The 20,439-nt window shown below is 65.8% G+C and carries 18 protein-coding genes; 5 read left to right on the top strand and 13 right to left on the bottom strand.

Translation table 11 applies throughout. The annotated features are described in order from the left end of the window. From CEY09_RS32305 to CEY09_RS16315, 4 genes are all read right to left on the bottom strand, one after another. On the bottom strand, positions 1-168 hold the full coding sequence (locus tag CEY09_RS32305; RefSeq protein WP_167390088.1) for a hypothetical protein: 168 nt from the start codon (positions 166-168) through the stop codon (positions 1-3). Between the two features lie 187 nt (positions 169-355). Beyond that, entirely contained in the window at positions 356-1,345 is a 990-nt protein-coding gene (locus CEY09_RS16325; RefSeq protein ID WP_088589446.1) for a bifunctional helix-turn-helix transcriptional regulator/GNAT family N-acetyltransferase, read from the bottom strand. A 79-nt stretch (positions 1,346-1,424) separates the two neighbouring features. Further along, positions 1,425-2,075 (bottom strand): DNA-3-methyladenine glycosylase I, encoded by a 651-nt coding sequence (locus CEY09_RS16320; RefSeq protein WP_088589445.1) that lies wholly within the window; start codon positions 2,073-2,075, stop codon positions 1,425-1,427. Further along, positions 2,072-2,503: a lysozyme inhibitor LprI family protein gene (locus CEY09_RS16315; protein ID WP_006226523.1), complete on the bottom strand. Its 432-nt coding sequence runs from the start codon at positions 2,501-2,503 to the stop codon at positions 2,072-2,074. The genes CEY09_RS16320 and CEY09_RS16315 overlap by 4 nt, the downstream gene beginning before the upstream one ends. A 98-nt stretch (positions 2,504-2,601) precedes the next feature. On the opposite strand from CEY09_RS16315, the gene CEY09_RS16310 reads away from it, so the two are divergent. Continuing rightward, positions 2,602-3,411 carry a metallophosphoesterase gene (locus tag CEY09_RS16310; protein WP_006226524.1) on the top strand — a complete coding sequence of 270 codons (810 nt, stop codon included), beginning with the start codon at positions 2,602-2,604 and terminating at the stop codon, positions 3,409-3,411. On the opposite strand, the gene CEY09_RS16305 is transcribed toward CEY09_RS16310, so the two are convergent. Then, the gene (locus tag CEY09_RS16305) at positions 3,408-4,022 is read right to left on the bottom strand and encodes a hypothetical protein (protein ID WP_088589444.1); all 615 of its coding nucleotides are present in this window, start codon (positions 4,020-4,022) and stop codon (positions 3,408-3,410) included. The genes CEY09_RS16310 and CEY09_RS16305 overlap by 4 nt on opposite strands. A gap of 26 nt (positions 4,023-4,048) precedes the next feature. Further along, the gene (locus CEY09_RS16300; RefSeq protein ID WP_006226526.1) at positions 4,049-5,098 is read right to left on the bottom strand and encodes an NADP(H)-dependent aldo-keto reductase; all 1,050 of its coding nucleotides are present in this window, start codon (positions 5,096-5,098) and stop codon (positions 4,049-4,051) included. Positions 5,099-5,240: 142 nt separating this feature from the next. Between CEY09_RS16300 and CEY09_RS16295 the strand changes: the two genes are divergently transcribed. After that, positions 5,241-6,017, top strand: coding sequence for a bestrophin-like domain (locus CEY09_RS16295; RefSeq protein ID WP_088589443.1), 777 nt, complete (start codon positions 5,241-5,243; stop codon positions 6,015-6,017). A gap of 36 nt (positions 6,018-6,053) precedes the next feature. Here CEY09_RS16295 and CEY09_RS16290 read toward each other — a convergent pair whose 3' ends face one another. The 5 genes from CEY09_RS16290 to CEY09_RS16270 all read right to left on the bottom strand — a co-directional run bounded on the left by CEY09_RS16290 (position 6,054) and on the right by CEY09_RS16270 (position 13,512). Next, the gene (locus CEY09_RS16290) at positions 6,054-6,503 is read right to left on the bottom strand and encodes a GNAT family N-acetyltransferase (RefSeq protein ID WP_088589442.1); all 450 of its coding nucleotides are present in this window, start codon (positions 6,501-6,503) and stop codon (positions 6,054-6,056) included. After that, complete coding sequence (gene uvrA, locus CEY09_RS16285) at positions 6,500-9,031, bottom strand: excinuclease ABC subunit UvrA (protein ID WP_088589441.1); 2,532 nt, start codon at positions 9,029-9,031, stop codon at positions 6,500-6,502. Before uvrA ends, CEY09_RS16290 begins: the two co-directional genes overlap by 4 nt. Before the next feature lie 37 nt (positions 9,032-9,068). Beyond that, positions 9,069-10,643, bottom strand: a complete 1,575-nt coding sequence (locus CEY09_RS16280) for a hypothetical protein (protein ID WP_088589440.1) — start codon at positions 10,641-10,643, stop codon at positions 9,069-9,071. A 90-nt stretch (positions 10,644-10,733) separates the two neighbouring features. Further along, entirely contained in the window at positions 10,734-11,543 is an 810-nt protein-coding gene (locus tag CEY09_RS16275) for an alpha/beta fold hydrolase (protein ID WP_088589439.1), read from the bottom strand. A gap of 109 nt (positions 11,544-11,652) precedes the next feature. Beyond that, positions 11,653-13,512 carry a methyl-accepting chemotaxis protein gene (locus tag CEY09_RS16270; RefSeq protein ID WP_006226532.1) on the bottom strand — a complete coding sequence of 620 codons (1,860 nt, stop codon included), beginning with the start codon at positions 13,510-13,512 and terminating at the stop codon, positions 11,653-11,655. Positions 13,513-13,741: 229 nt separating this feature from the next. Between CEY09_RS16270 and CEY09_RS16265 the strand changes: the two genes are divergently transcribed. From CEY09_RS16265 to CEY09_RS16255, 3 genes are all read left to right on the top strand, one after another. Further along, positions 13,742-14,425, top strand: coding sequence for a LuxR C-terminal-related transcriptional regulator (locus CEY09_RS16265; protein ID WP_006226533.1), 684 nt, complete (start codon positions 13,742-13,744; stop codon positions 14,423-14,425). Positions 14,426-14,508: 83 nt separating this feature from the next. Further along, positions 14,509-16,296 (top strand): sensor histidine kinase, encoded by a 1,788-nt coding sequence (locus CEY09_RS16260; RefSeq protein ID WP_088589619.1) that lies wholly within the window; start codon positions 14,509-14,511, stop codon positions 16,294-16,296. A 126-nt stretch (positions 16,297-16,422) separates the two neighbouring features. Then, positions 16,423-17,058 carry a response regulator transcription factor gene (locus CEY09_RS16255; RefSeq protein ID WP_088589438.1) on the top strand — a complete coding sequence of 212 codons (636 nt, stop codon included), beginning with the start codon at positions 16,423-16,425 and terminating at the stop codon, positions 17,056-17,058. On the opposite strand, the gene CEY09_RS16250 is transcribed toward CEY09_RS16255, so the two are convergent. Both CEY09_RS16250 and CEY09_RS16245 read right to left on the bottom strand, forming a co-directional pair. Next, positions 16,997-19,171, bottom strand: coding sequence for a peptidase domain-containing ABC transporter (locus CEY09_RS16250; RefSeq protein ID WP_234818327.1), 2,175 nt, complete (start codon positions 19,169-19,171; stop codon positions 16,997-16,999). The two genes, CEY09_RS16255 and CEY09_RS16250, sit on opposite strands and share 62 nt — an antisense overlap. Continuing rightward, the gene (locus CEY09_RS16245; protein WP_088589618.1) at positions 19,168-20,415 is read right to left on the bottom strand and encodes an HlyD family secretion protein; all 1,248 of its coding nucleotides are present in this window, start codon (positions 20,413-20,415) and stop codon (positions 19,168-19,170) included. The genes CEY09_RS16250 and CEY09_RS16245 overlap by 4 nt, the downstream gene beginning before the upstream one ends. Positions 20,416-20,439 lie beyond the last annotated feature (24 nt).

Raw genomic sequence — 20,439 nt, 5'->3', positions numbered from 1 at the left:
TCACGGCGCGCAGCGCAGCAACGGCGCGGGCGGCGTGGGCTGCTCCGTAACGGGAGGCTCAGGATTGGTCGTGGGCGGGTCGTCGCTATCGTCTCCGCCACAGGCGGACAGGGAAACGGCCACGAACAACGTGGCCGCAAGCATCTTTGCTAGGCGTTTGGGGGGCATGGGAAGATCGGTCCAGGGTGGGGGGCAGGCATTCATGCCGCTGTCAGCCGGCATGACCCCCGCGAGTCTAGGAACGCGACGTGACAGCCCCGTGAATGGACGACCCGCCCGGCGACGGTGATGTATCGGTGTATTTCTGCTGCGCGCAGATACGGCCGCCAGAATGAAAAGGACGACCGCGCCTTTATCACGCCCGCCGGTTGGGTGCGCTACCGCGGCGCAGGAACCGCTGCTCGACCACCACACTGCCCCATTGCCGGCCTTCCGATTCGTCGGTCAGCACAAAGCCGGCCGCCTCGTACAGGTGACGGGCCGCGTCCAGACCCTTGAAGGTCCACAGGTACGTCTCGTCGTAATGCGCGTCGGCGTATGCCAGCGCCCGTTCAAGCAGCGCACGGCCCACGCCCATGCCGCGCAGCGACTCGTCCACGATGAACCAGCGCAGATGCGCCTGGCGGCTGGGCGAGTCGCCGTCGATCACGATGGAGGCCAGCACCCTGCCCCCGTCCACATATAGCCACATGCCTTTGCCCTGCGCGGGCAAGCCTTCGGTGAACGCGCCCAGTTCGGTGGCCACCTTGCGTTCGAAGTACACGCCGAAGCCCGAGGCCTGCGCGTAATAGCGCGCGTGCAGGCTGGCCACGTCGCCGATGCATCCCGGCACATAGCCTTCGTGAATCTGGTCGCCGATGGCGGGGGTCGCCCCGGGCGCCACGTTGGGATTCTCGCGAGACAGGGCGTCGGCATACAAGGACATGAAGCGGATCAGGGATTGCTGGTCGTCAGGCGCCAACTGGCGCAGCGCGCGCGACACCTGGTCGGTGGCGAACTGGTCGATCCGAGCGCGCATGGCCAGGCCCGCGTCGGTCAGGGCCAGGCGGGAAGACCGCGCGTCATCGGTGTCGGTTTCTCGTGTGACCAATCCGGCGGATTCCAGTTTGGCCAGTTGGCGGCTGGTGTTGGACTTGTCCAGCCTGAGTATGCCCGCCAGGTCGCGCGCCTGGATGCCCGGCTGCAAGCCGATTTCGATGATGGCGTGCACCGCAGAGGGCGCCAGGTCGCTGCCAGCCAGCGAGGTGCGCATGAAGCCCAGCTCGCGTACCAGCTTGCGAGAAAAGTCCCGCAGGTCGCGGATGGTCTGTTCGCGGGACTGGGAGGGAAAATCGATGAGATCCATGGCGGCCCCAATAAGTTGCGGTTCGCAACCAATATACTTGCGAACCGCAACCAATTCAAGATTTTCTCGTTCCGGCGGGTTACGCCGGCCGGTTGAAGGCGCTACGCGCCTCCTCGATCGCCGGCCGGCAGACGCAGCCGCTCATGTGGTCGTTGACCATGCCGACCGCCTGCATGAAGGCATACATGGTGGTGGGGCCAACGAACGTCCAGCCGCGCTTTTTCAAGGCGCGCGACAACGCCGCCGATGCCGTCGAAGTCGGGTTCTGGTTCCAGTAGTCCAGATCGATCGTGGCTGGCCGCTCGACGGCGGGCGGCTCGTGCCGCCACAGCCAGCCGGACAGAGAACCGGTTTCCTCAGCAAGCGCCACCGCGCGGCGCGCGTTGTTGATGGTGGACACGATCTTGGCGCGGTTACGCACGATGCCCGGATTGCCCATCAAGCGTTCGACGTCCTGTTCGGTGTAGCGCGCCACGCGTTCGAAGTCGAAATCGTCGAAGGCCTCGCGAAAGGCCTCACGTTTGCGCAGGATGGTGATCCAGGCCATGCCTGCCTGAAACCCTTCCAGGCAGATCTTTTCGTACAGGCGGCGGTCATCCGCTACCGGCCGCCCCCATTCATGGTCGTGATAGTCAGGCATGGACGGCTGCCAAAAGCAGCGCGACGCGCCCTGCGCATCCAGGATCAGGCCGCCCTTGCGGGCGGCGTCCGCGACATCCAGCAAGGTCATTGCTTGCCCGGCACGGGACAACTCATATCGCCTTCCTCGCATTTGAGGTAGGCCCGCAATTCCTTCGTGCGTGTCTGCGTCAGCTTGTCCAGGCACTGGCTCAAGACCATCGGATAGGCGCTGCCACCGGTGGTGCCGCCCGACGAAAAAGCGCATTCCGCATCACGGAAAAACAACCACGCTTTCTGTGCCGACTGCAGCTTGGCCAACGTCGTCTGATCGTCTTTCAGGCGTGCGGTCACGGTCCGATAGGCCGCATTCAGTTCGGCGTCTGATTTTCTGTAGGCCTGATCGGCGCACAGGTTCAGATCGGTCTGCGTACTGGCATTGCCGCATTTGATCAATTGCGGTTGCGTCTGTGGTTGCGGCTGCGCGTGCGCGCTGGCCGCGAGGACAAGCGCGGCCGCCAGGGCCGTCACGATACGCATAAACGTTCCTCCGGGTAGTAAGCGGGAAAGACTGATGGGAAAGTGTCGCATGGATAAGGGTTACCGCGCATGTCGCCCTGTCGCCTAAGATATCGGCCATGAAGATCCAATTGCTTTCCGACCTGCATCTAGAATCCGACCCGACCTTCGTGGCGCGCCCGGCTCCGGGCGCCGATCTGTTGGTGCTGGCTGGCGATATCGGCTCCTACCGCCGGGGATCGAAGTTGACCGGCACCGACTTCGGCCTGGGCAGCTACGCACCACGCAACGGCTGGCCGACGCCGGTGGTGTTCGTGCCCGGCAACCACGAGTACGACAACCTGGATTTCGATGACGCGCACGATCGGCTGCGCGAGCTGTGCCACGCGTTGGACATCCAATGGCTGGAGCGTGAAACCTGCGTCATCGACGGCGTGCGGTTGATCGGCACCACGCTATGGACGGACTTCGATGCATTGGCGGCCGACAGCGACAGTATCGGCGTCGCACTGACCAAACGCGCCAAAGCCTTTCGCGCGGCCGACTTCTATCTGGAAAAGGCCGAGATGCGCCGCCACGGCGCGCCCTTCATGGCCGAACAGATGCGTGAACAGGGCCTGGCCTGTCAAACCTGGCTGGACGCGGCGCTGCGCGTGCCGTTCGACGGCCCGACCCTGGCCATCACGCACTTCGCGCCCACGCTGGCCAGCGCCGATCCCCGCTACGGTGTGTCGCCGGGCACGGCGGGCTTTTGCAACGCGCTGGACGCCCTGCTACCGTTGGCGCACACCTGGATGCACGGCCATCTGCACTGCGCGCACGATTATCTGAAGGACGGCTGCCGCGTCGTGGCCAACCCGTTGGGTTACGCCAAGAAGGGCGAGCAGGCGGACTTCGCGCCTGATCGCCTGTGGGAAATCAACGCCTAGGGCTTGAGACCGGCCATGGGTAGCGCGAAGAGCACCACCGCGGGATTGGCCACCACGAACCCCGTGCCGGCCAGGAAGGTGACGGGCGACAGCAGTTTCATGGCTTCCGCGCTGCCTTGCGAATCCATCACGGTGACGCGATAAGGCTTGTCCAGCACGGTTTGCCGGCTTTCGCCGCCCTGCGCCGCGCTGGGCGTGCCCGGCTGCGCCACGTAGCGTCTGCCTTCAAGATGGTAGGTGTAATAGACCAGCCCTTCTTTCGTGGTGCTGTAATGCATGGCATAAGCCTGCTGGCGGTCGCGATCGGTCGCGTTGTCCGCCAGCTGCAGCCGCACATAACCCCAGGTGTATCCGCCGGCGCCCACGTGGAATTCCCGCAGGATCACGGCCGTCAGCCGCGTCCGGAAATCCGATGTCAACGACTGCGCCATCGACGGCGGCATCTGGAACAGGTAGTGGTACTTCGGCCCCAACACCGCAAAGGTCTTGCTGTCCGAAGACACCATCAGGGCCGAGACCTCTTCCGTGTAAGGCTTCGTCGACGCGCAACCCGCCATGGCCATGACCATGGCAAGCGCGGGCAACCGTCGCGATACGCGGATACGTGTCATGAAGGCGGATTCCACCTGCAGCCGGATCAGGGCGCCGGGTTCGGGTGGCGCACGTGGATCTCGTCGATCGCCTTGAGCACGTCGGGCGACAACGTCACGTCGACGCTGTCGATGTTCTCTTTCAGTTGCTCAAGCGTCGTGGCACCGATCAGGTTGCTGGTGACGAACGGACGCTGGTTCACCCAGGCTAGCGCCAGGTGCGTGGGCGACACGCCGTGTTCACGGGCAAGCGCCACGTACTCGCTGGTGGCGGCCTCGGCCTGCGGATTGCTGTAGCGCGTGAAACGCGTGTAGCGCGTCAGGCGTGCGCCTTCCGGGCGGGCGCCGTTCAGGTACTTGCCGCAAAGCATGCCCATCGCCAGCGGCGAGTAGGCCAGAAGGCCCACGCCTTCATGGTGCGTGAACTCCGACAGGCCGATCTCGAAGACGCGGTTCAAGAGGCTGTATGCGTTCTGGATCGATACGATACGCGGCAGGTCCTGGGTGTCGGCATGGCGCAGGAACTGCGAAACGCCCCACGGCGTTTCATTGGACACGCCCACGTGGCGCACCTTGCCGGCGCGCACGAAATCCTGCAACACCGACAGGGTCTCTTCGATCGGCACGGTGTGGTCGTCTTCGACCCAGGGATAGTTCAGTTGGCCGAACGTGGCGGTGGTGCGGTCGGGCCAGTGCAGCTGATACAGGTCCAGATAATCCGTCTGCAACCGCTTCAGGCTGGCGTCCAGGGCGGCCGTCAGGTTCTTGCGGTCAAGAAAGGTCTTGCCGTCGCGGATGTGGCCGGGGCGCTTGGGGTCGCGCACGGGGCCAGCCACTTTGCTGGCCAGCACGATGTCCTGGCGGCGCTTGCTGCGCGCCAGCCAGGTGCCGATATAGGTTTCGGTCAGGCCTTGGGTTTCGGGCTTGGGCGGCACCGGATACATCTCGGCCACGTCGACCAGATTGACGCCGCGCGATAGCGCGTAGTCCAGTTGTTGATGCGCTTCGGCCTCGGTGTTCTGTTCGCCCCAGGTCATGGTGCCCAATCCAATCAGGCTGACATCCAGGTCGGTACGGCCGAGTTTGCGGGTTTTCAAGTTCTGCTCCGTGCGGGGTCTTAGTGGGGAACCGACACCTTACCGCAAGAACTTGGCGTTTCGCTGACAGACCCCGGGCATCCGGCAACTTGCCTCCTTGCCGCAATCCGCATACGCTGGCCTGTCCGCGAGAGGAGGCGCCATGCTCAGGAATTTCGACGAATCCTACCTGTTCTTCATCGGCGTCCTGGTCTTCCTGGGCATCATCGAGCTCTGCTTTCGCCTGGGCCGCGCGCAACGCCGGCCGGCCGACGAATCCCACAAGACGCACATCACCGCCCTGCAGACCGCCCTGCTCGGCCTGTTGGCCTTGCTGCTGGGCTTTACCTTCGCCATGTCGGTCACGCGCTTCGAAGCGCGCAAGAACCTGGTGCTGGAAGAGGCCAACGCCATCGGCAACGCCTATTGGCGTTCGCAACTGATCGCTCCGTCTGCGCGGGCGCAGGTGCCCAATCTGCTGCTGGAATATACGAAGGCCGCGCTGGAATTGCATGACGCGGAAAACGACATGCCCCGCTTCGACGCCGCCAGCGCCACGTCGCGCCGCATCGAACGCCAGATCCGCAGCCTGGCCGCCGCCACCGCCGACAACCCGCCGGCGATCTCGACGATCATGTTCATCCAAGCCATCAACGAGATGGCGCAGGTCAATGAGAAGCGCCGCGTGGCGCTGGAGAACCACGTCCCCGAGCCCGTCTTCTATCTGCTGTTCATCGTCAGCGCAGGCGCCGTGGCCTATATCGCCTACGGCACCGGCCTGTACGGCCGCAGGCGGTTGACGTCGACGGGCCTGTTCTCCGCACTGATAGCACTTGTGCTGACGTTTATCGTCGACATCGATCAACCCGGCACCGGTATGATTCAAGTCAGTCAAGAAAGCATGGAGCGGATGCAGAAGACGCTGGAGCAAGAGCAGTAGGGGCTCGTCCAGACGATTTCTGCGCAGGGCGGAAGTTTAAAAAAGATACTCCAGCACCTCGTCGCCCGCCGCATCGAACGTGCCCGTTGAACGCCATCCCAGGTGGCGATAAAAGCCGTAGGACCGCACGGCGGGGTCGGCGGCGCAACCCAGGAACAAGCGGGCAAAGCCGCGCTTGCGCAGCCCGGCCGTCGTCATGGCCAGGACGGTCTTGCCCACGCCCTGCCCTTCGTATTCGGGCAGCAATGCCAGCACCACGATTTCGCCGGTGTCGCGATGGCCAAAGCAGTAGCCCGCCAACTTGTCGCCATCCAACGCGACCACGCCCGGATACAGCCCGGATTCGATCCCCGCGCCCCAGGTCTCCTGCGTGATCCCGGCGTCAGCCAGTTCTGCGGCGGTCACGGCATTCTCGCGGGTCATGGCGCGCAGCACGATGCAGGCGGCGGCGTCTTCAGGGATGGCAGAACGGTAGGTAAGGCTCATACAGACTCTTGAAACAGTTTTTGGAGGAATGGCGCCGTAACCCCGACGCCGGCCGCGCTGACGGCCTGCGGCGTGCCTTCGGCGACGATGTGGCCGCCTTCGTCGCCCGCGCCCGGACCGACGTCGATCATCCAGTCGCTGCCCGCAACTACGCGCAGGTCATGCTCGACGACCACGACGGTGTTGCCGGCGTCCACGAGCCCGTGCAACTGCGCCATCAGCTTATCCACATCGGCCGCGTGCAGGCCCGTGGTGGGCTCATCCAGCACGTAGAGCGTATTGCCGCGCTGGCTGCGCTGCAGTTCGGTGGCCAATTTGATGCGCTGCGCTTCGCCGCCGGACAGCTCGGTCGCCGGTTGCCCCAGGCGCAGATAGCCCAGGCCGATCTCGTGCAGCAGCGCCAAGGGGCGTTGCACCACGGGTTCATCCTGGAAGAAGGCATGCGCTTCGTCAACCGTCATCGCCAGCACTTGGGCGATGTTGCGGCCGTTCCATTCGATTTCCAGCGTCTTCGCGTTGTAGCGGCTGCCATGGCAAGTGGGGCACGGCGCATAGACGCTGGGCATGAACAGCAGTTCGATATGGACAAAACCTTCGCCCTCGCAGGTCTCGCAGCGGCCTTGGGCGACGTTGAACGAGAAACGGCCCGCACCGTATCGGCGGGACTTGGCAGTGCGGGTCGCGGCGAAGAGTTTGCGGACGTGGTCGAACAGGCCCGTATAGGTTGCCAGATTGGAGCGTGGCGTGCGGCCGATGGGCTTCTGGTCCACGTTCACCAGCCGCTTGATGGCATCAGCGCCCGCGTGGATGCGGCCCGTCGTGCGCGGCAGCGTATCGGGCTGGGGCAGATCGCCCTCAGGCTCTTCCACGATGGGCTCGTGCCCCAGATGTTCGCCGATCAGTTCAACCAGCGCCTGGCTGACCAGGCTGGATTTCCCGGAGCCCGATACGCCCGTGACGGCCGTGAACGCGCCCAGCGGGAAGCGGACATCCAGGCCATGCAGGTTGTTGCGGTGGATGCCGCGCAAGGACAGCCATGCCGCGGGCTCGCGCGGCGGCCGGCGGGGCGTGGTTGCGCGGTCGAACAGATACCGGGCAGTCAGCGACGCCCCGACCTTGCGCAGGCCTTCGGGCGGGCCGCTATACAGCACCTGCCCGCCGTGCTGCCCCGCGCCGGGTCCCACATCCACCAGCCAGTCGGCACGGCGCAAGGTGTCCAGGTCGTGCTCCACCACGAACAGCGTGTTGCCGGCCGCCTTCAACTGGTCCAGCGCGCGATGCAACGCCTGCCCGTCCGCCGGATGCAGGCCGGCAGAGGGCTCGTCCAGCACATACACCACGCCAAACAGGTTGGATCGGATCTGGGTCGCCAGCCGCAGCCGCTGCAGTTCGCCGGGCGACAGGGTGGGCGTGGAGCGGTCCATCGCCAGATACCCCAGGCCCAGCGCCTGCAAGGTCCCGATGCGTTCGACGAGATCGTGGGCAATGCGTTGCGCGGCGATATGGCGCGCACCGTCCGCCGCCGCCCCGTCCGCGTGGCCGTTGGCCGCCGGCGCCAGGACCTGCGCAATGCGGGTGAGCGGCAGCCGGGATAGGGTGCCAATGTCCAGCCCCGCGAACTTGACCGACAGCGCTTCGCGCTTCAAGCGCCGGCCATCGCACACCGGGCACGGCGCGCCGGTCATGAAGCGCGCAACGCGCTTTTTCATCATGGCGCTCTGCGTGGTGGCGAACGTGTGCATCACGTAGCGCCGCGCCCCCGTGTAGGTGCCCATATAGCTGGGTTCCTGCTTGCGGCGCAACGCGGCGCGGGTTTCGGCGGGCGTGAAGCCCGCGTAGACCGGCACCGTGGGCTGCTCATCCGTGTACAGGATCCAGTCGCGCGCCTTCTTGGGCAGGTCACGCCACGGTTTGTCCACGTCGTATCCCAGCGTGACCAGGATGTCGCGCAGGTTCTGTCCGTGCCAGGCCGGCGGCCACGACGCGATGGCGCGCTCCCGGATGCTCAGCGACGGATCGGGCACCATGGACTGCTCGGTCACGTCGTACACGTAGCCCAAGCCATGGCAGTTGGGGCACGCGCCCTGCGGCGTGTTAGGCGAGAAATCCTCGGCGTACAGCATCGGCTGGCGTGCCGGATACGTGCCGGCACGGGAATACAGCATGCGCAACATGCTGGACAGGGTGGTGACGCTGCCCACCGTGGAACGCACGTTCGGCGTGCCGCGCTGCTGTTGCAGCGCCACGGCCGGCGGCAAGCCGTCGATCGCGTCCACGTCGGGCACGCCGACCTGGTCGATCAGCCGCCGGGCGTAGGGCGACAGGGACTCCAGGTAGCGCCGCTGCGCTTCGGCATACAGCGTGCCGAAGGCCAGCGACGACTTTCCCGACCCCGATACGCCGGAGAACACCACCAGCGCATCCCGCGGGATGTCCACATCCACATTCTTCAGATTGTGCTCGCGCGCGCCTCGGACGCGGATGCAGGCGTCGGCGCGCGGCTTGGCGGAGTTCTTTCGCTGGCTCATGCCAGGAATAGTAATGGACGCCGCGAACGGCGGCGATTTACCCCTGATTCAACGCCGCCACCGAATTCGCCAGGTCATGGTACCGGCGGCGCAGGATCGCCTCGGTCTGGTCGCGCGGCTGCCGGCTGTCTGCTTCCTGTCCGTCCAGTTGCGCCGCGCGCAACATGGGCAGCAGATCGTGCGTGACCGTATCGACCGTGGGGATGACGGTGTATTCCACCCGCTCCCCGCCCACGAACTTGGATATCTGCATGGACAGGTTACGCGAGTGCGTCACCGACGCCGAGGTCAATCCGCCGCGCTCGTACGCCAGTTCGGTACGGCTGCTGGTGGAGTCCTTGACCTGGTAGTAGAGGTAGTTCTGGGAAGACTTGTCCGTGCTCAGCGCCAGGGTTTCGTGCGGCGACAAGGGCTTGTGGAAGCTGGCGTCAAGCGCGGACTGCTGGTCCTGCGTGATCGCCAGGTTGGAGCCGGCCCGCCCCGTGACCTTGCTGCTTTGCGACACCCGCATCGAGAACCCGTCGACTTCTTCCAGACGGGCGGGATTGCTGCTCTTGGATTCCTGTTTGATCGACGCCGAGTAGTCCGCCAGGCCTGACAGCAAGGCCCGGTGGGATTCCGAGGCCGGCACACGGACGACGGTGCCTGCCGGCTGCGACCGTTCGGTCAATGCCGCCCCATAGCTGCCATGCACGGCCGAAAAGGCGCTCTTGAACATGGCCATCAGCGCTTCGTCGCCATTGCCACGGCGCTGTGCGCTGTCGAACTGCAGCAAAGCCTTGCTGAGCGCCGCCGCCTGCTGCTCGGCCGTGCCGAACGTGGCGGGCTTGCTCAGGTCGACATTGACGCTGACCTCGCCAGCGGGCCCCGAGTAGGTCACCGACCGCTGCCCGCTGTCAGCCTGGAATTCGATGGTCTGCACCGCGACGCCATCGGCGCGGGTGACCGCGCGCAAATTCACCGACGACAAGACCGAGGCGTCCACATCCGCCAGACCGGCGATATCCAGCCGTGGCGGCACCTGGGACAGTCCGTCCAGCGCGTCTTCGAAAGCGCCGGACAAGGCCGCGATCGCATTGCGCTCGTCCTCGGTCAGCGTGCCGTCGGTCACGTCGATCTGCACCGCCAGGCCTTCCTGGCCGCGAGCCAAGGAAATCTCGACCTTGGCCCCGCTAGCCGTGCCGATCCGTAATGAGACCGTATTGTCGGCTTGCAGGCGCAGCCGGGATTGCAACGCGCTGTCCGATCCGGTTTGGGACGGCACGCCGGGCGCCGTCACCGACTGGGCATAGTTGCCGCCGTCTGTCCGGAAACGACCCAGCAACGCCGCGCCCAGGTCCTGGAACGGGTTGCCGGCGCCCGCCCGCACGTTCCGGGCCATCAACGCCGACAGGGGATCGTCGATCGCGCCCGTCTGCGTATAGATGGTGGAATTGGCAGCCGATGCCGGCTGGCCCAGCGCGACGCGGGTCGACGCGGACGCGACGGTCGCCAGCGTGGCGTCGGGCGTACGCACGACGGTGTTGGCGGTATTGAACGGGAGGGCGCTCTGCAGCCCTCCGGATGAACTGATGGGGGTCATGGTGGCGATGTCGTCCCAGCGCGTGGGCAAGGCCTGCCCTGATTTATCGGGATTTCTCCCAGTCCTAACGGCAGGACGCCCGAAAAATTAAGGGCCGCGCGCAGCGGAGGCCCAAACGCCTCAAACGCCCCGCTGACCCAGGAACACCCGCACCGCCTCCAGCACCGCCTCTTCGCGCTCGCGGTGCGGCACGTGGCCGCAGCCGGACATGGGCAGCATGTCTGCGGGGCCACCGGCCAGCGCCGTCAGTTTTTCGGGGTGGCGCATGGAACCGTATTCGTCGTTTTCGCCATGGATGGCCAGAAGCGGCACGGTAACTTGGGGCAAAACCGCGTCCAGGTTCCAGTCGGCGAATTCGGGGGATTGCCAGGTCTGGACCCAGGCGTCCAACACCCATTGCGCCTTCTCGCCGTGATAGCGCTTCAAGCGGTCCAGTTGCGCCGGGTCCTTGAATTGCTCGCCGGCCACGCGGATGCCTTCCAGGGTGCGGTCTTCGACGAATTCCTGGGCGGATTCGGTGATGACGCCGATGCAGCGGCCGGGATAGGCCGCGGCGATCGACACGGCCATTCCGCCCCCGACGCTATGGCCGAATGCGATGAAGCCGGTCAACTTGAAATGGGCCGCCAGCGCGGCGAAGGCGTCGCTCGCCTCATTGCCGACAAAATCCGCCTGCAGGCGGCCGGGGTGCGGGTCCGACTTGCCGAAACCCAACCGATCGTAGGCGATGACCGCCCGCCCCGTGGCCTGGGCAAGCTTGGCTGGGAAATCACGCCACAGGTCCACGCATCCCAGCGAGTCGTGCAGCAGGACGATGGGCGCGCCAGCCTGCGCATCGGCCCCGCCCGGCCATTGCCGGGCGTGGATCCGCCCCTGTGCGGTGGGGATCAGGCAACTTTCTGGCGCGGGCGCGGCGTGCTCAACCATCATGAGTCCTCTGTTCAGTCCTTGGGCTTCGCAGATTCTGCGGCCAACCGGGCTGACAGGCAACTCCCGCCCGCTTGCCAAGGCGGGTCGAGAGGGGCGCCGAGGGCCCGCTTTAGTAGGCCGGTGCGGCCTGCGGCAAGGCCAGCATCCGAGGCGCCGAGCCGTGGGCGTCGCCCCGCAGCTTGAACAGCGCCACCGTATCGGCCAGCACGCGCGCCTGATCGCTGAGCATGGCCGAGGCCGCGGCGGACTCTTCCACCAGCGCGGCATTCTGCTGCGTTGCCTGGTCCATGTCCGCCACGCTGCGGTCGATCTGGCTGATGCCGACGCTTTGCTCGGTCATCGCGCCGTGGATCTCGGTCACCAGGCGCTGCACGCGCGAAATGCCTTCAACGATCTCGCTCATGGTCGAACCGGCGGCCTGCACGCGTTCGGTGCCGCTCTTGACGTTTTCGACCGACGCCTGGATCAGGGTCCGGATTTCCTGCGCCGACGCCGCGCTGCGTTGCGCCAGGGTGCGGACTTCGCCCGCCACCACGGCAAAGCCGCGGCCTTGCTCGCCGGCACGCGCCGCTTCCACGGCCGCGTTCAGCGCCAGGATGTTGGTCTGGAAGGCGATGCCGTCGATCACGCTGATGATTTCCGTGATGCGCTGCGACGACTGCGAAATCGCGCTCATCGTCGTCACCGCGTCGGTGACGACCAGCCCGCCGCGCTCGGCCGCCGAACTGGCTTCCGTGGCCAGGCGCGTGGCGTGTTCCGCGGCCTCTTCCGTCTGACGCACGCTGGAAGTCAGTTGCGTGAGCGCCGACGAGGTTTCCTGCAAGGAGCCCGCCGAGGTCTCGGTGCGCTGCGAGAGATCGCGGTTACCCATGTCGATTTCGCGGGTTGCGGCCGACATCGAATGCACGCCGGTGCGTACATCCAGCATCACGGTGCTTATTTTGTCGACAAACGCGTTGAACGACGACGAGATCTGCGCCACTTCGTCATGGCCCACGACCTCCAGGCGATGCGTCATGTCGCCGTCGCCCGAACCGATGGTGTCCATTGCGTCGCGTACGGCCGACAGGCGCTTGAAGGCGCGGGACGTCACCACGCTGGCGATCCCGACTGCCAACAGCGTCAGCACCACCAGCGAGATCAGCGTGGCGTTGAGCACCTGCGTCAGGCCGGCAGTGGCCTCGGCGCTGTCCAGCGCGATTGCCAGCGACCAGTCCGTGCCCGGAATGCGGCGGACCTTCAGCAGCTTCGGCACCCCGTCCAGGTTGACCGCAAGGGGCTCGGCGCCGTCGCGCGACATGGCCGAGAGCGCGGCGGGCGTCAGCTCAGGCGCCACGTCGGTGGACGGTTTGAGCGCCAGCTTGTCGTTCACGTGCGCAATGACCTGCCCGTCGGTCGCCACCACGAAGGCCAGGCTGGACGGTGTGGGACGGATTGCGCGGATGATGCTCTGGATGCCGTCCAGCGGCACCGCGCCGCTCAGTACGCCCGTCGTCTGGCCGCCACGGATCATGGGCGTGGTGAACGCCACGTAGAGCTTGCCGGTGCCCGAGTCGCCATAGGGTTTGGTGACCGTCAGCTTGCCGGCCGCCACCGCGCTCTTGTACCAGGGGCGCGCCGTGGGGTCATAGTCAGCCGCCACCTGCGTGGTCGAGAAAAAGGTCTTGTCTGACCAGCCGATGGTGGAAATGGGGAAGCCGTTCGTTTCGCCCATCAATTTGGTCAGGCCGCGCGGATCGCCCTTTTCCACCACGGCCGCGGTGGCGACGACCGCCTGGGCCTTGTCCTCGGACCAGCGTTCGATGGCGCTGGCATTGCCGGCGGCAATGGCGTCCAGGTTGCCCGAGATCGTCGCCATCATGTTGCTGCGGACGATCTGGTAGGTGGTGATCCCGGAGAGGACCAGGGCACCCACAACGGTAAAGCAAGTAATCAACAAGATACGGTTGCGCAACGAGGTAATTTTCATGCCTGCCTTTTTTTCAGCCATTTCCCATATCGGAGGACACGGGTCTGCGGCCCGCTGGCGAAAACCGGCAGCCACCATGGGCTTACGGCATGGCGGGTCGGGACTTTAGGGGTAAACCCTTGAATTTTCGTCAATTACCTGTTTCCAGGGATAGCCGCCCTGGCACCCGCCCCCTCACAATTAGAATCGGGCAATCCTGCCTTTCCCGGTCTTCCCTCCCCCCGCACCTATGTCCGCCACCCTGCAAACTCCCGAGCTCACCCTGCCCGCCCCGGTGCTGCTGGTGGAAGACGAACCGCTGGTCCGCCGGCGGCTGGAGGGCCTGCTGCTACAACTGGGCTATCAGCCCGACGCGCTGGTGCATGCCGGATCCTTGGCCGAGGCTCGCGCCTGTCTGGCCAACCAGCCGGTCGCCCTGGCGCTGGTGGACCTGGGCCTGCCGGACGGCAGCGGCATCGATCTGATCGCCGAGATGCACGCGGCCGATCCCGGCCTGGCCATCCTGGTGATTTCCGCCTGGTGCACGGAAGACGCGATCCTGGCTGCCCTGCGGGCCGGCGCCACGGGCTATGTGCTGAAGGAACGCGACGACCTGGAGGTCTCGCTGTCGTTGCGCAGCGTGCTGCGTGGCGGCGCGCCGATCGACCCCTTTGTGGCCCGCCGCATCATCGACGAACTGCGCCCCCGGCCCACGGAGCAACCCGACACGGCAAGCGGTGAGATACTAAGCCCCCGCGAAAGCCAGATCCTTCGCCTGGTGGCCGAGGGGCTTGCCAATCGCGAAATCGCCGAGCAGTTGTTCCTGTCGCGCTATACCGTCGAATGCCACATCAAGCACATCTACCGCAAACTGGCCGTCTCCTCGCGCACGCGGGCGGTCCATGCCGCGCGCTCGCGCGGCTTATTGGCCTGAGATGGCTGTTTGCGTGCTGGCTGGCGCTGTTGGCGGGACCGGCGCTGTCCGCGCCTGCGACCCCAGCCGCCTGCACGGTCCAATTGCTGTCCATCACAGCCGCCCAGGGCGCGGCCGAGGGCAGCCGGCCTGACGCATCGCCCTGGCAGCCGGTCACGCTGCCCGACGACTGGGCGAAGCGATGGCCGGACTACAGCGGCACGGTCTGGTACCGCATCGACTGGCAACGCCAATGCCCGGATGGCCAAAGCGGATCGGTGGGCCTGACGCTGGAATCCGTGGTCATGGCCGGCGAAGTCTTCATCAACGACGAACTGATCTGGCGCGATGCGCACCTGACCGAACCCCTGTCGCGCAGCTGGAACCTGCCGCGCTACTGGCGCCTGCCTGAATCCCTGCTGCGTGACGGCGTGAACACCCTCTGGCTGCGCGTGGTCGGCGTGTCGCAGCAGACGCCCGGCCTGGGTCCGGTGCACCTGGGCGCAGCGCAGGCCATGCAGGCGCTCCAGGAAGACCTGTGGTGGAACAACCGCACCCTTTACGTCCTGAACCTGATCATCTCAGCCGTCTTGGGCGCCCTGTTCTTCTGCATCTGGATCGTCCGCCGCGAACAGACCACCTACGGCTGGTACGCGCTTATGGCTCTGTTCTGGGTGCTGTTCGTCGCCAACGTGCTGGCGACCAGCCCCTGGCCGTTCGCCACCACGCTGATGGCGGCCCGGGCCAATTCCATGGCGCTGGTGCTGTATACGGCGTGCTTCTGCCTGTTCACCTGGCGTTTCAGCGAACGGTTTCTGCCACGTACCGAACGCGTGCTGTGGGCAGTCGCGGCCGCGATGCTGGCCATGCTGGCGATCACGCCGGATACCGCGTTGCCCGAAGCGCAGCGCGCCGCCGTATTGGGTAGCGCGGGCATTTTCCTCGCCAATTGCCTGCAGTTCTGCGCGCATGCATGGCGTACCCGGCGACCCGAACAACGCATGCTGGCGGCCTGCCTGCTGATCATCTTCGTGGTCATCATCCACGATCTGCTGCGGCTCATGAAACTGATCGGTCCCGGCCCGACCTACACCTCGTTCTCCAGCATCGCCGTCACTCTCTGCATGTCCGCGATCCTGGGATTGCGCCATGCGCGCAACGTGCGCCGGATTGAACGCTTCAACCACGAGCTGGCCGACAGCATCGCAGAGGCGCGCACGGAATTGGCCACCACCCTGGAGCGCGAGCACGCGCTGGCAATGAGCAACACCCGGCTGCAGGAACGCTTGCAGATCGCGCACGACCTGCATGACGGACTGGGCGGATCGCTGGTGCGCATGATGGCCATGGTGGAACAGGCCAAGGCCCCGCTGCAGGGCCAGCAATTCCTGTCCATGCTGAAACTGCTGCGCGACGACCTGCGCCAAACGATCGACAGCGGCTCCAGCGCGGGCGTCAAAGTCCCGGAGACGCCTCCAGAGTGGGCTGCCCCGCTGCGCCACCGCTTCGTGCAGTTGTTCGACGAACTGGACCTGGATTCCAGCTGGCAATTTCCGCCGCAATGGACCACGCCGCCCTCCCCCTTGCAATGCCTGGCGCTGACCCGGCTGGTGGAGGAAGCGCTGACCAACGTGGTCAAGCACAGCCGCGCGCGCCGCGTACAGCTGCAACTGCAGCAGCCTCAGCCCGACCAGCTGCAACTGCGGATCGAAGACGACGGCGCCGGCTTCGACGTGGCCGCGGTGCGGCAGGCCGGTGTCAGCGTCGGCATGCGCAGCATGCACGCCCGCATCACCCGCGTGCACGGGACGCTGGACATCTCGTCCGCGCCGGGCAAGACCGTGTTGACCGCGGTGCTGCAATTGCGCCCCGCCGCGGCGCAATCGGTCTAAAATCCGCCCACGTTCCGAACCGGGGGTCCTCCCGGTACAGGCCCATCCTGCGCGAGGAATACAACGATCCGATCTGGCCGCCCTGCTGCAAGACGCGGCAGAAAAACCCTCGGACGGAGACGTCGAATGAACGCCGTACTGCTTATCGACGACCACGCCATGTTCCGCGAGGCGCTGGTCATGGCGCTGGCGCACGCCATGCCCACGCTGGCGGTGCACCCCGCCGCCAGCGGCCAGGAGGCACTGGCGCTCTTGGACCGCCATGCCGACATCGGCAACGTCATCATGGATTACTACCTGCCGGACATGGCCGGTGCGGAGCTCTTGAAGCGCCTGCGCCAGCGGCGTGCGCAACTGCGGGTGCTGGTGCTGTCCGCCTCGCAGGATCCCGATGACGAACGCCGCGCCATGGAGGCCGGCGCGCGGGGGTTCCTGAACAAATCCGCCAGTTGCCAGGCGCTGACCGCTGCCCTGGAAGCGATCAATGCGGCGGATGCGCCTCGCATCCCGTCTGCCGGAGGCACGCCGCCGCGTTCGCCTGATGACGCCGCCCTGTTGCGCACCCTGACGCCGCGGCAAAGCGAAGTCTTGCGGTTGATCTGCGATGGCCTGCGCAACAAGGAAATATCCGAACGGCTGAACATGACGGAGAAGACCGTCAAGACGCATGTGTCGGCCATCCTGGCCACGCTGGGCGTGCTTAATCGAACACAGGCGACACTTGTGGCTCGGCGCGGCGGCGTGTTCGGCAAGCCGACCTGAGCGCACCGCCGTCCGAGGCGATCTTGCCGCCTGCGAGCGCGATTTCGCGTCCCGCCGCGGCGATGGTGTCGGGCCGGTGCGCCACGATCACCCGCGTCATGTTCAGGCGGGAGATGGCCATGTTGACCACCCGTTCCCGCGTGATGTCCAGATGGCTGGTCGCCTCGTCCAGGAACAGCATCGCCGGCTGCTTGTACAGCGCGCGCGCAAGCAACACGCGTTGCTTCTGCCCACCGGACAGCACCGTTCCCATGTCGCCCACCAACGTGTTGTAGCCCATGGGCATCGCGCAGATGTCGTCGTGGATGGCGGCGATTTCCGCGCACTCCCTGGCGCGGTCGGGATCGTACTGCGGGTCGAAGAAACTGATGTTCTCGCCGATGGACCCGGCGAACAGCACATCGTCCTGCAACACGGTGCCGGCCATCCTGCGCAGGGCGGCCGCGCCCATCCCGCGCACGGCCACGCCATCGACCAGCACCTCGCCTTCGGTCGGCGTCAGGATGCCCAGCAGGATGTTGATCAGGGTCGTCTTGCCACCCCCGGACGGCCCAGTGATGGCGACGGATTCGCCAGGCTCGATGCGCAGGCTGATGCCATCCAGCACATACGGCTCTTGAGGGCTATAGCGAAAGCGCAGATTGCGCACTTCGATGGCCGGCGAGCGCGTCACGGCGCCGTCCGCCCGCGGCATCTCGTCGATGGGCTCCGGCGCCTCGCGCACGATGTCGGCCAGGCGCTCGCCTTGCAGCCGCAGCATCTTCACTTCCACGAACTTGTCCAGCAGCGCCGCCACGCGCTTGTCGAACAAGGTTTTATAGACGATGAATGCCAGCAAGGCGCCCACGGTGAACTGCCCGTCCAGCACCAGCCGCGCCCCCAGCCACAGAATCGCGATCGACGACAGCCCGAACAGCAGGCCGTTGAAGGTCCGAAAGAACAGCGCCCATTTCTGCACGCGCAGATCCGCGTTGATTTCGTTGACCAGCAACGCCAGCCAACGCGAACGCCGGTCGTTCTGATGCTGGAACAGCTTGATGGCCTTGACCCCGCGCACCGTTTCCAGAAAGTGCGACTGCTCTTTTGCAGCATGGATGATGTGCTCTTCGGTGGCATAGCGCAGCGACGCATAGCCCGACCAGCGCGCCAAGCCGTACAGCGTCATGGCGCCCACGGCGATCCACGCCAGCGGCGGGCTGTACAGGAACATCAGCACCAGCGTGATCACCATGACGATGCCATCCAGCAGGGCCTCGAGGAACGACGTGGTGACGGTGCGCTGAATGGTGTCGATGGCGCCGAAGCGCGACACGATGTCGCCCAGGTGCCGCTTTTCGAAATAGCTGACCGGTAGCCGGAGCAGGTGCGTGAAGACATTGCTGCGCCATTGCAGGTTCAGCGTCGTGCCCATGAACATCAGCATCCAGCTACGCGCAACCGACGTCAGCTGCAGCATCACCATCAACAGGCCGAAGGCCAGCGCCAACGTGGTCAGCAAGTCGCGGTCACCGGTGTTCAGCACGTGGTCCACGACCCATTGCAGAAAGAACGGCTGAACCACCGTCAGCACTTCCAGCGCCAGCGCCAGCAGCATCACTTGCAAGAACGCCGCCCCCAGACCCGTGACGCGCCCCGTCAGTTCGCGCAGCCGGACCGGCTTGTTTTCGTTGGCCGTCACGAAGTCCGGCGTGGGCCAAAGCTCCAACGCCACGCCGGTGTAGGACGCCGACAGCTCGCTGTTGGTGCATTTGCGGATACCAGAGGCCGGATCGATCAGCGTGGCCGACCGCGCATTGATGTCGGTCAGCACCACGAAGTGGTTGAATTCCCAATGCAGGATGCAAGGCAACTTCAGTTTGCTGAGCGCCCCCAGGCCCGCCTTGACCGGCCTGGATGCCAGCCCAAGTTGGCCGGCCACGTGGATCAGCGTTGCCAGCGTGGCGCCTTTGAGCGACACGGGGAAACGGCCGCGCAGGCTGGCCAGGCTTTGATGATGCCCATGAAAACCGGCCACCATGCCCACGCAGGCCAGGCCGCATTCAGCGGCTTCGGTTTGCAGGAGCCTGGGCACCCGCCGTTTGACGCCCAGCGTCAGGCGTTCAAGCATGGTCACAATTTCCCCGACAATCGGTAGGCAGGATCGAATGCCCATTGGTACAAGGGGCGCGTCTGCTGAAGCAAATCCGCATCCAGCCGCATGCCGGGCCGCAATGCCAGCGTTTGGCCCTGCGGCCCGCGCACGGGTGCCTCCAGCGACACGGTGATCCGGTACATCGATTCCTTATCGCCCTGCGCCGCGGCACCGTCGTTCATCTGCCCTTCCGGCAACGCGCTGCGCGTCACGGTCTGAACCACCCCACGCTGCTGGCCGAAGGTCTGGTACGGATAGGCGGCCAGGCGGATCAGCACGGCATCGCCCGGCGCCACGAAGCCCACTGCGCGGCTGGGCGCCAGCAACTCCACCAGCAGCTTGGCGCCGTCGGGCACGATGGCGGCCAACGGACGCCGGGTATCCACCGCCTGCCCCACCTCGGCCGTCACAGCGGTCAGCACGCCCGATTGCGGCGCCGTGACGACGATGCGCCGCTTGGCTTCGCTCTGGGTCAGGTCCACCGCCACGCCGGCCAGGTCGCGGTCCAGCTGCGCCAGCTGGTTCTGCTGGCGCAGGGTCAGGTCCGCCAGCGTGGCTTTCCGGTTGGACAGGTCCATGGCGATGCCGATTCGGTCGCGCAGCAGGGCCTGCAACTGGTTGCGCTGCTCCAGCAGCTCGGCCCGCTTCTGGTCGGACTCTTCGGGCGACAGATAGCCCTTTTCCATCAAATTCCGATAACGCTGGGCGCTGTCCTCGGCCAGTTTGATCCGGCTGCGCTGGCCGGCGATCTGGCTGTCTATCGCCGCCAATTGCGACGTCAAGCCGCCAATGCCGGCCGCCAGGGTGTCATGCTCGCTTTGCTGCAGCAGCAATGTCTTCTGGCGGGCCAGGCGCAGGCTGTCTTCGCGCTGCCGTATCTGCCCGCTGATGGCTTCTTGCGTGTCACCCAGCGCGCTTTGCTGGTCGCCCGACACCACGTACAACACGTCGCCTGCATTGACGTGCTGGCCCTCGTGGACCGGACGCTCCAGCACCACCCCGGCCTGCGGCACGTAGAGTTTGAGCAGACCCGTGTCCGGCGCAAGCTGGCCGCTGACGGTGGCGCGCTTGGTATAGCTGCCAAACGCCAGGAACAGGCACACGGCCAGCACGAAGCCGCCCAACACGGCGGTGACGAGCGCGAACGACACCGGCCGGATCAGGACGATGTCACCCAGCCCGACGGAACGTTGCGCGGCAAGCGCCTGTTTGCGATAGAGCGACATCGGATCGAGGCCGAAGACAATTGA

It is taken from the genome of Achromobacter marplatensis (assembly GCF_002209535.1).
Classification (GTDB): Bacteria; Pseudomonadota; Gammaproteobacteria; order Burkholderiales; family Burkholderiaceae_B; genus Achromobacter; species Achromobacter marplatensis.
This window is presented reverse-complemented; position numbering and strand designations above follow the sequence as displayed.

Bases quoted from the DNA above. Each gene is read 5' to 3' on its own strand.
- CEY09_RS32305 (WP_167390088.1), bottom strand. From the start codon at position 168: ATGCCCCCCAAACGCCTAGCAAAGATGCTTGCGGCCACGTTGTTCGTG.
- CEY09_RS16325 (WP_088589446.1), bottom strand. From the start codon at position 1,345: ATGGATCTCATCGATTTTCCCTCCCAGTCCCGCGAACAGACCATCCGC.
- CEY09_RS16320 (WP_088589445.1), bottom strand. From the start codon at position 2,075: ATGACCTTGCTGGATGTCGCGGACGCCGCCCGCAAGGGCGGCCTGATC.
- CEY09_RS16315 (WP_006226523.1), bottom strand. From the start codon at position 2,503: ATGCGTATCGTGACGGCCCTGGCGGCCGCGCTTGTCCTCGCGGCCAGC.
- CEY09_RS16310 (WP_006226524.1), top strand. From the start codon at position 2,602: ATGAAGATCCAATTGCTTTCCGACCTGCATCTAGAATCCGACCCGACC.
- CEY09_RS16305 (WP_088589444.1), bottom strand. From the start codon at position 4,022: ATGACACGTATCCGCGTATCGCGACGGTTGCCCGCGCTTGCCATGGTC.
- CEY09_RS16295 (WP_088589443.1), top strand. From the start codon at position 5,241: ATGCTCAGGAATTTCGACGAATCCTACCTGTTCTTCATCGGCGTCCTG.
- CEY09_RS16290 (WP_088589442.1), bottom strand. From the start codon at position 6,503: ATGAGCCTTACCTACCGTTCTGCCATCCCTGAAGACGCCGCCGCCTGC.
- uvrA (WP_088589441.1), bottom strand. From the start codon at position 9,031: ATGAGCCAGCGAAAGAACTCCGCCAAGCCGCGCGCCGACGCCTGCATC.
- CEY09_RS16275 (WP_088589439.1), bottom strand. From the start codon at position 11,543: ATGATGGTTGAGCACGCCGCGCCCGCGCCAGAAAGTTGCCTGATCCCC.
- CEY09_RS16270 (WP_006226532.1), bottom strand. From the start codon at position 13,512: ATGAAAATTACCTCGTTGCGCAACCGTATCTTGTTGATTACTTGCTTT.
- CEY09_RS16265 (WP_006226533.1), top strand. From the start codon at position 13,742: ATGTCCGCCACCCTGCAAACTCCCGAGCTCACCCTGCCCGCCCCGGTG.
- CEY09_RS16255 (WP_088589438.1), top strand. From the start codon at position 16,423: ATGAACGCCGTACTGCTTATCGACGACCACGCCATGTTCCGCGAGGCG.
- CEY09_RS16245 (WP_088589618.1), bottom strand. From the start codon at position 20,415: ATGTCGCTCTATCGCAAACAGGCGCTTGCCGCGCAACGTTCCGTCGGG.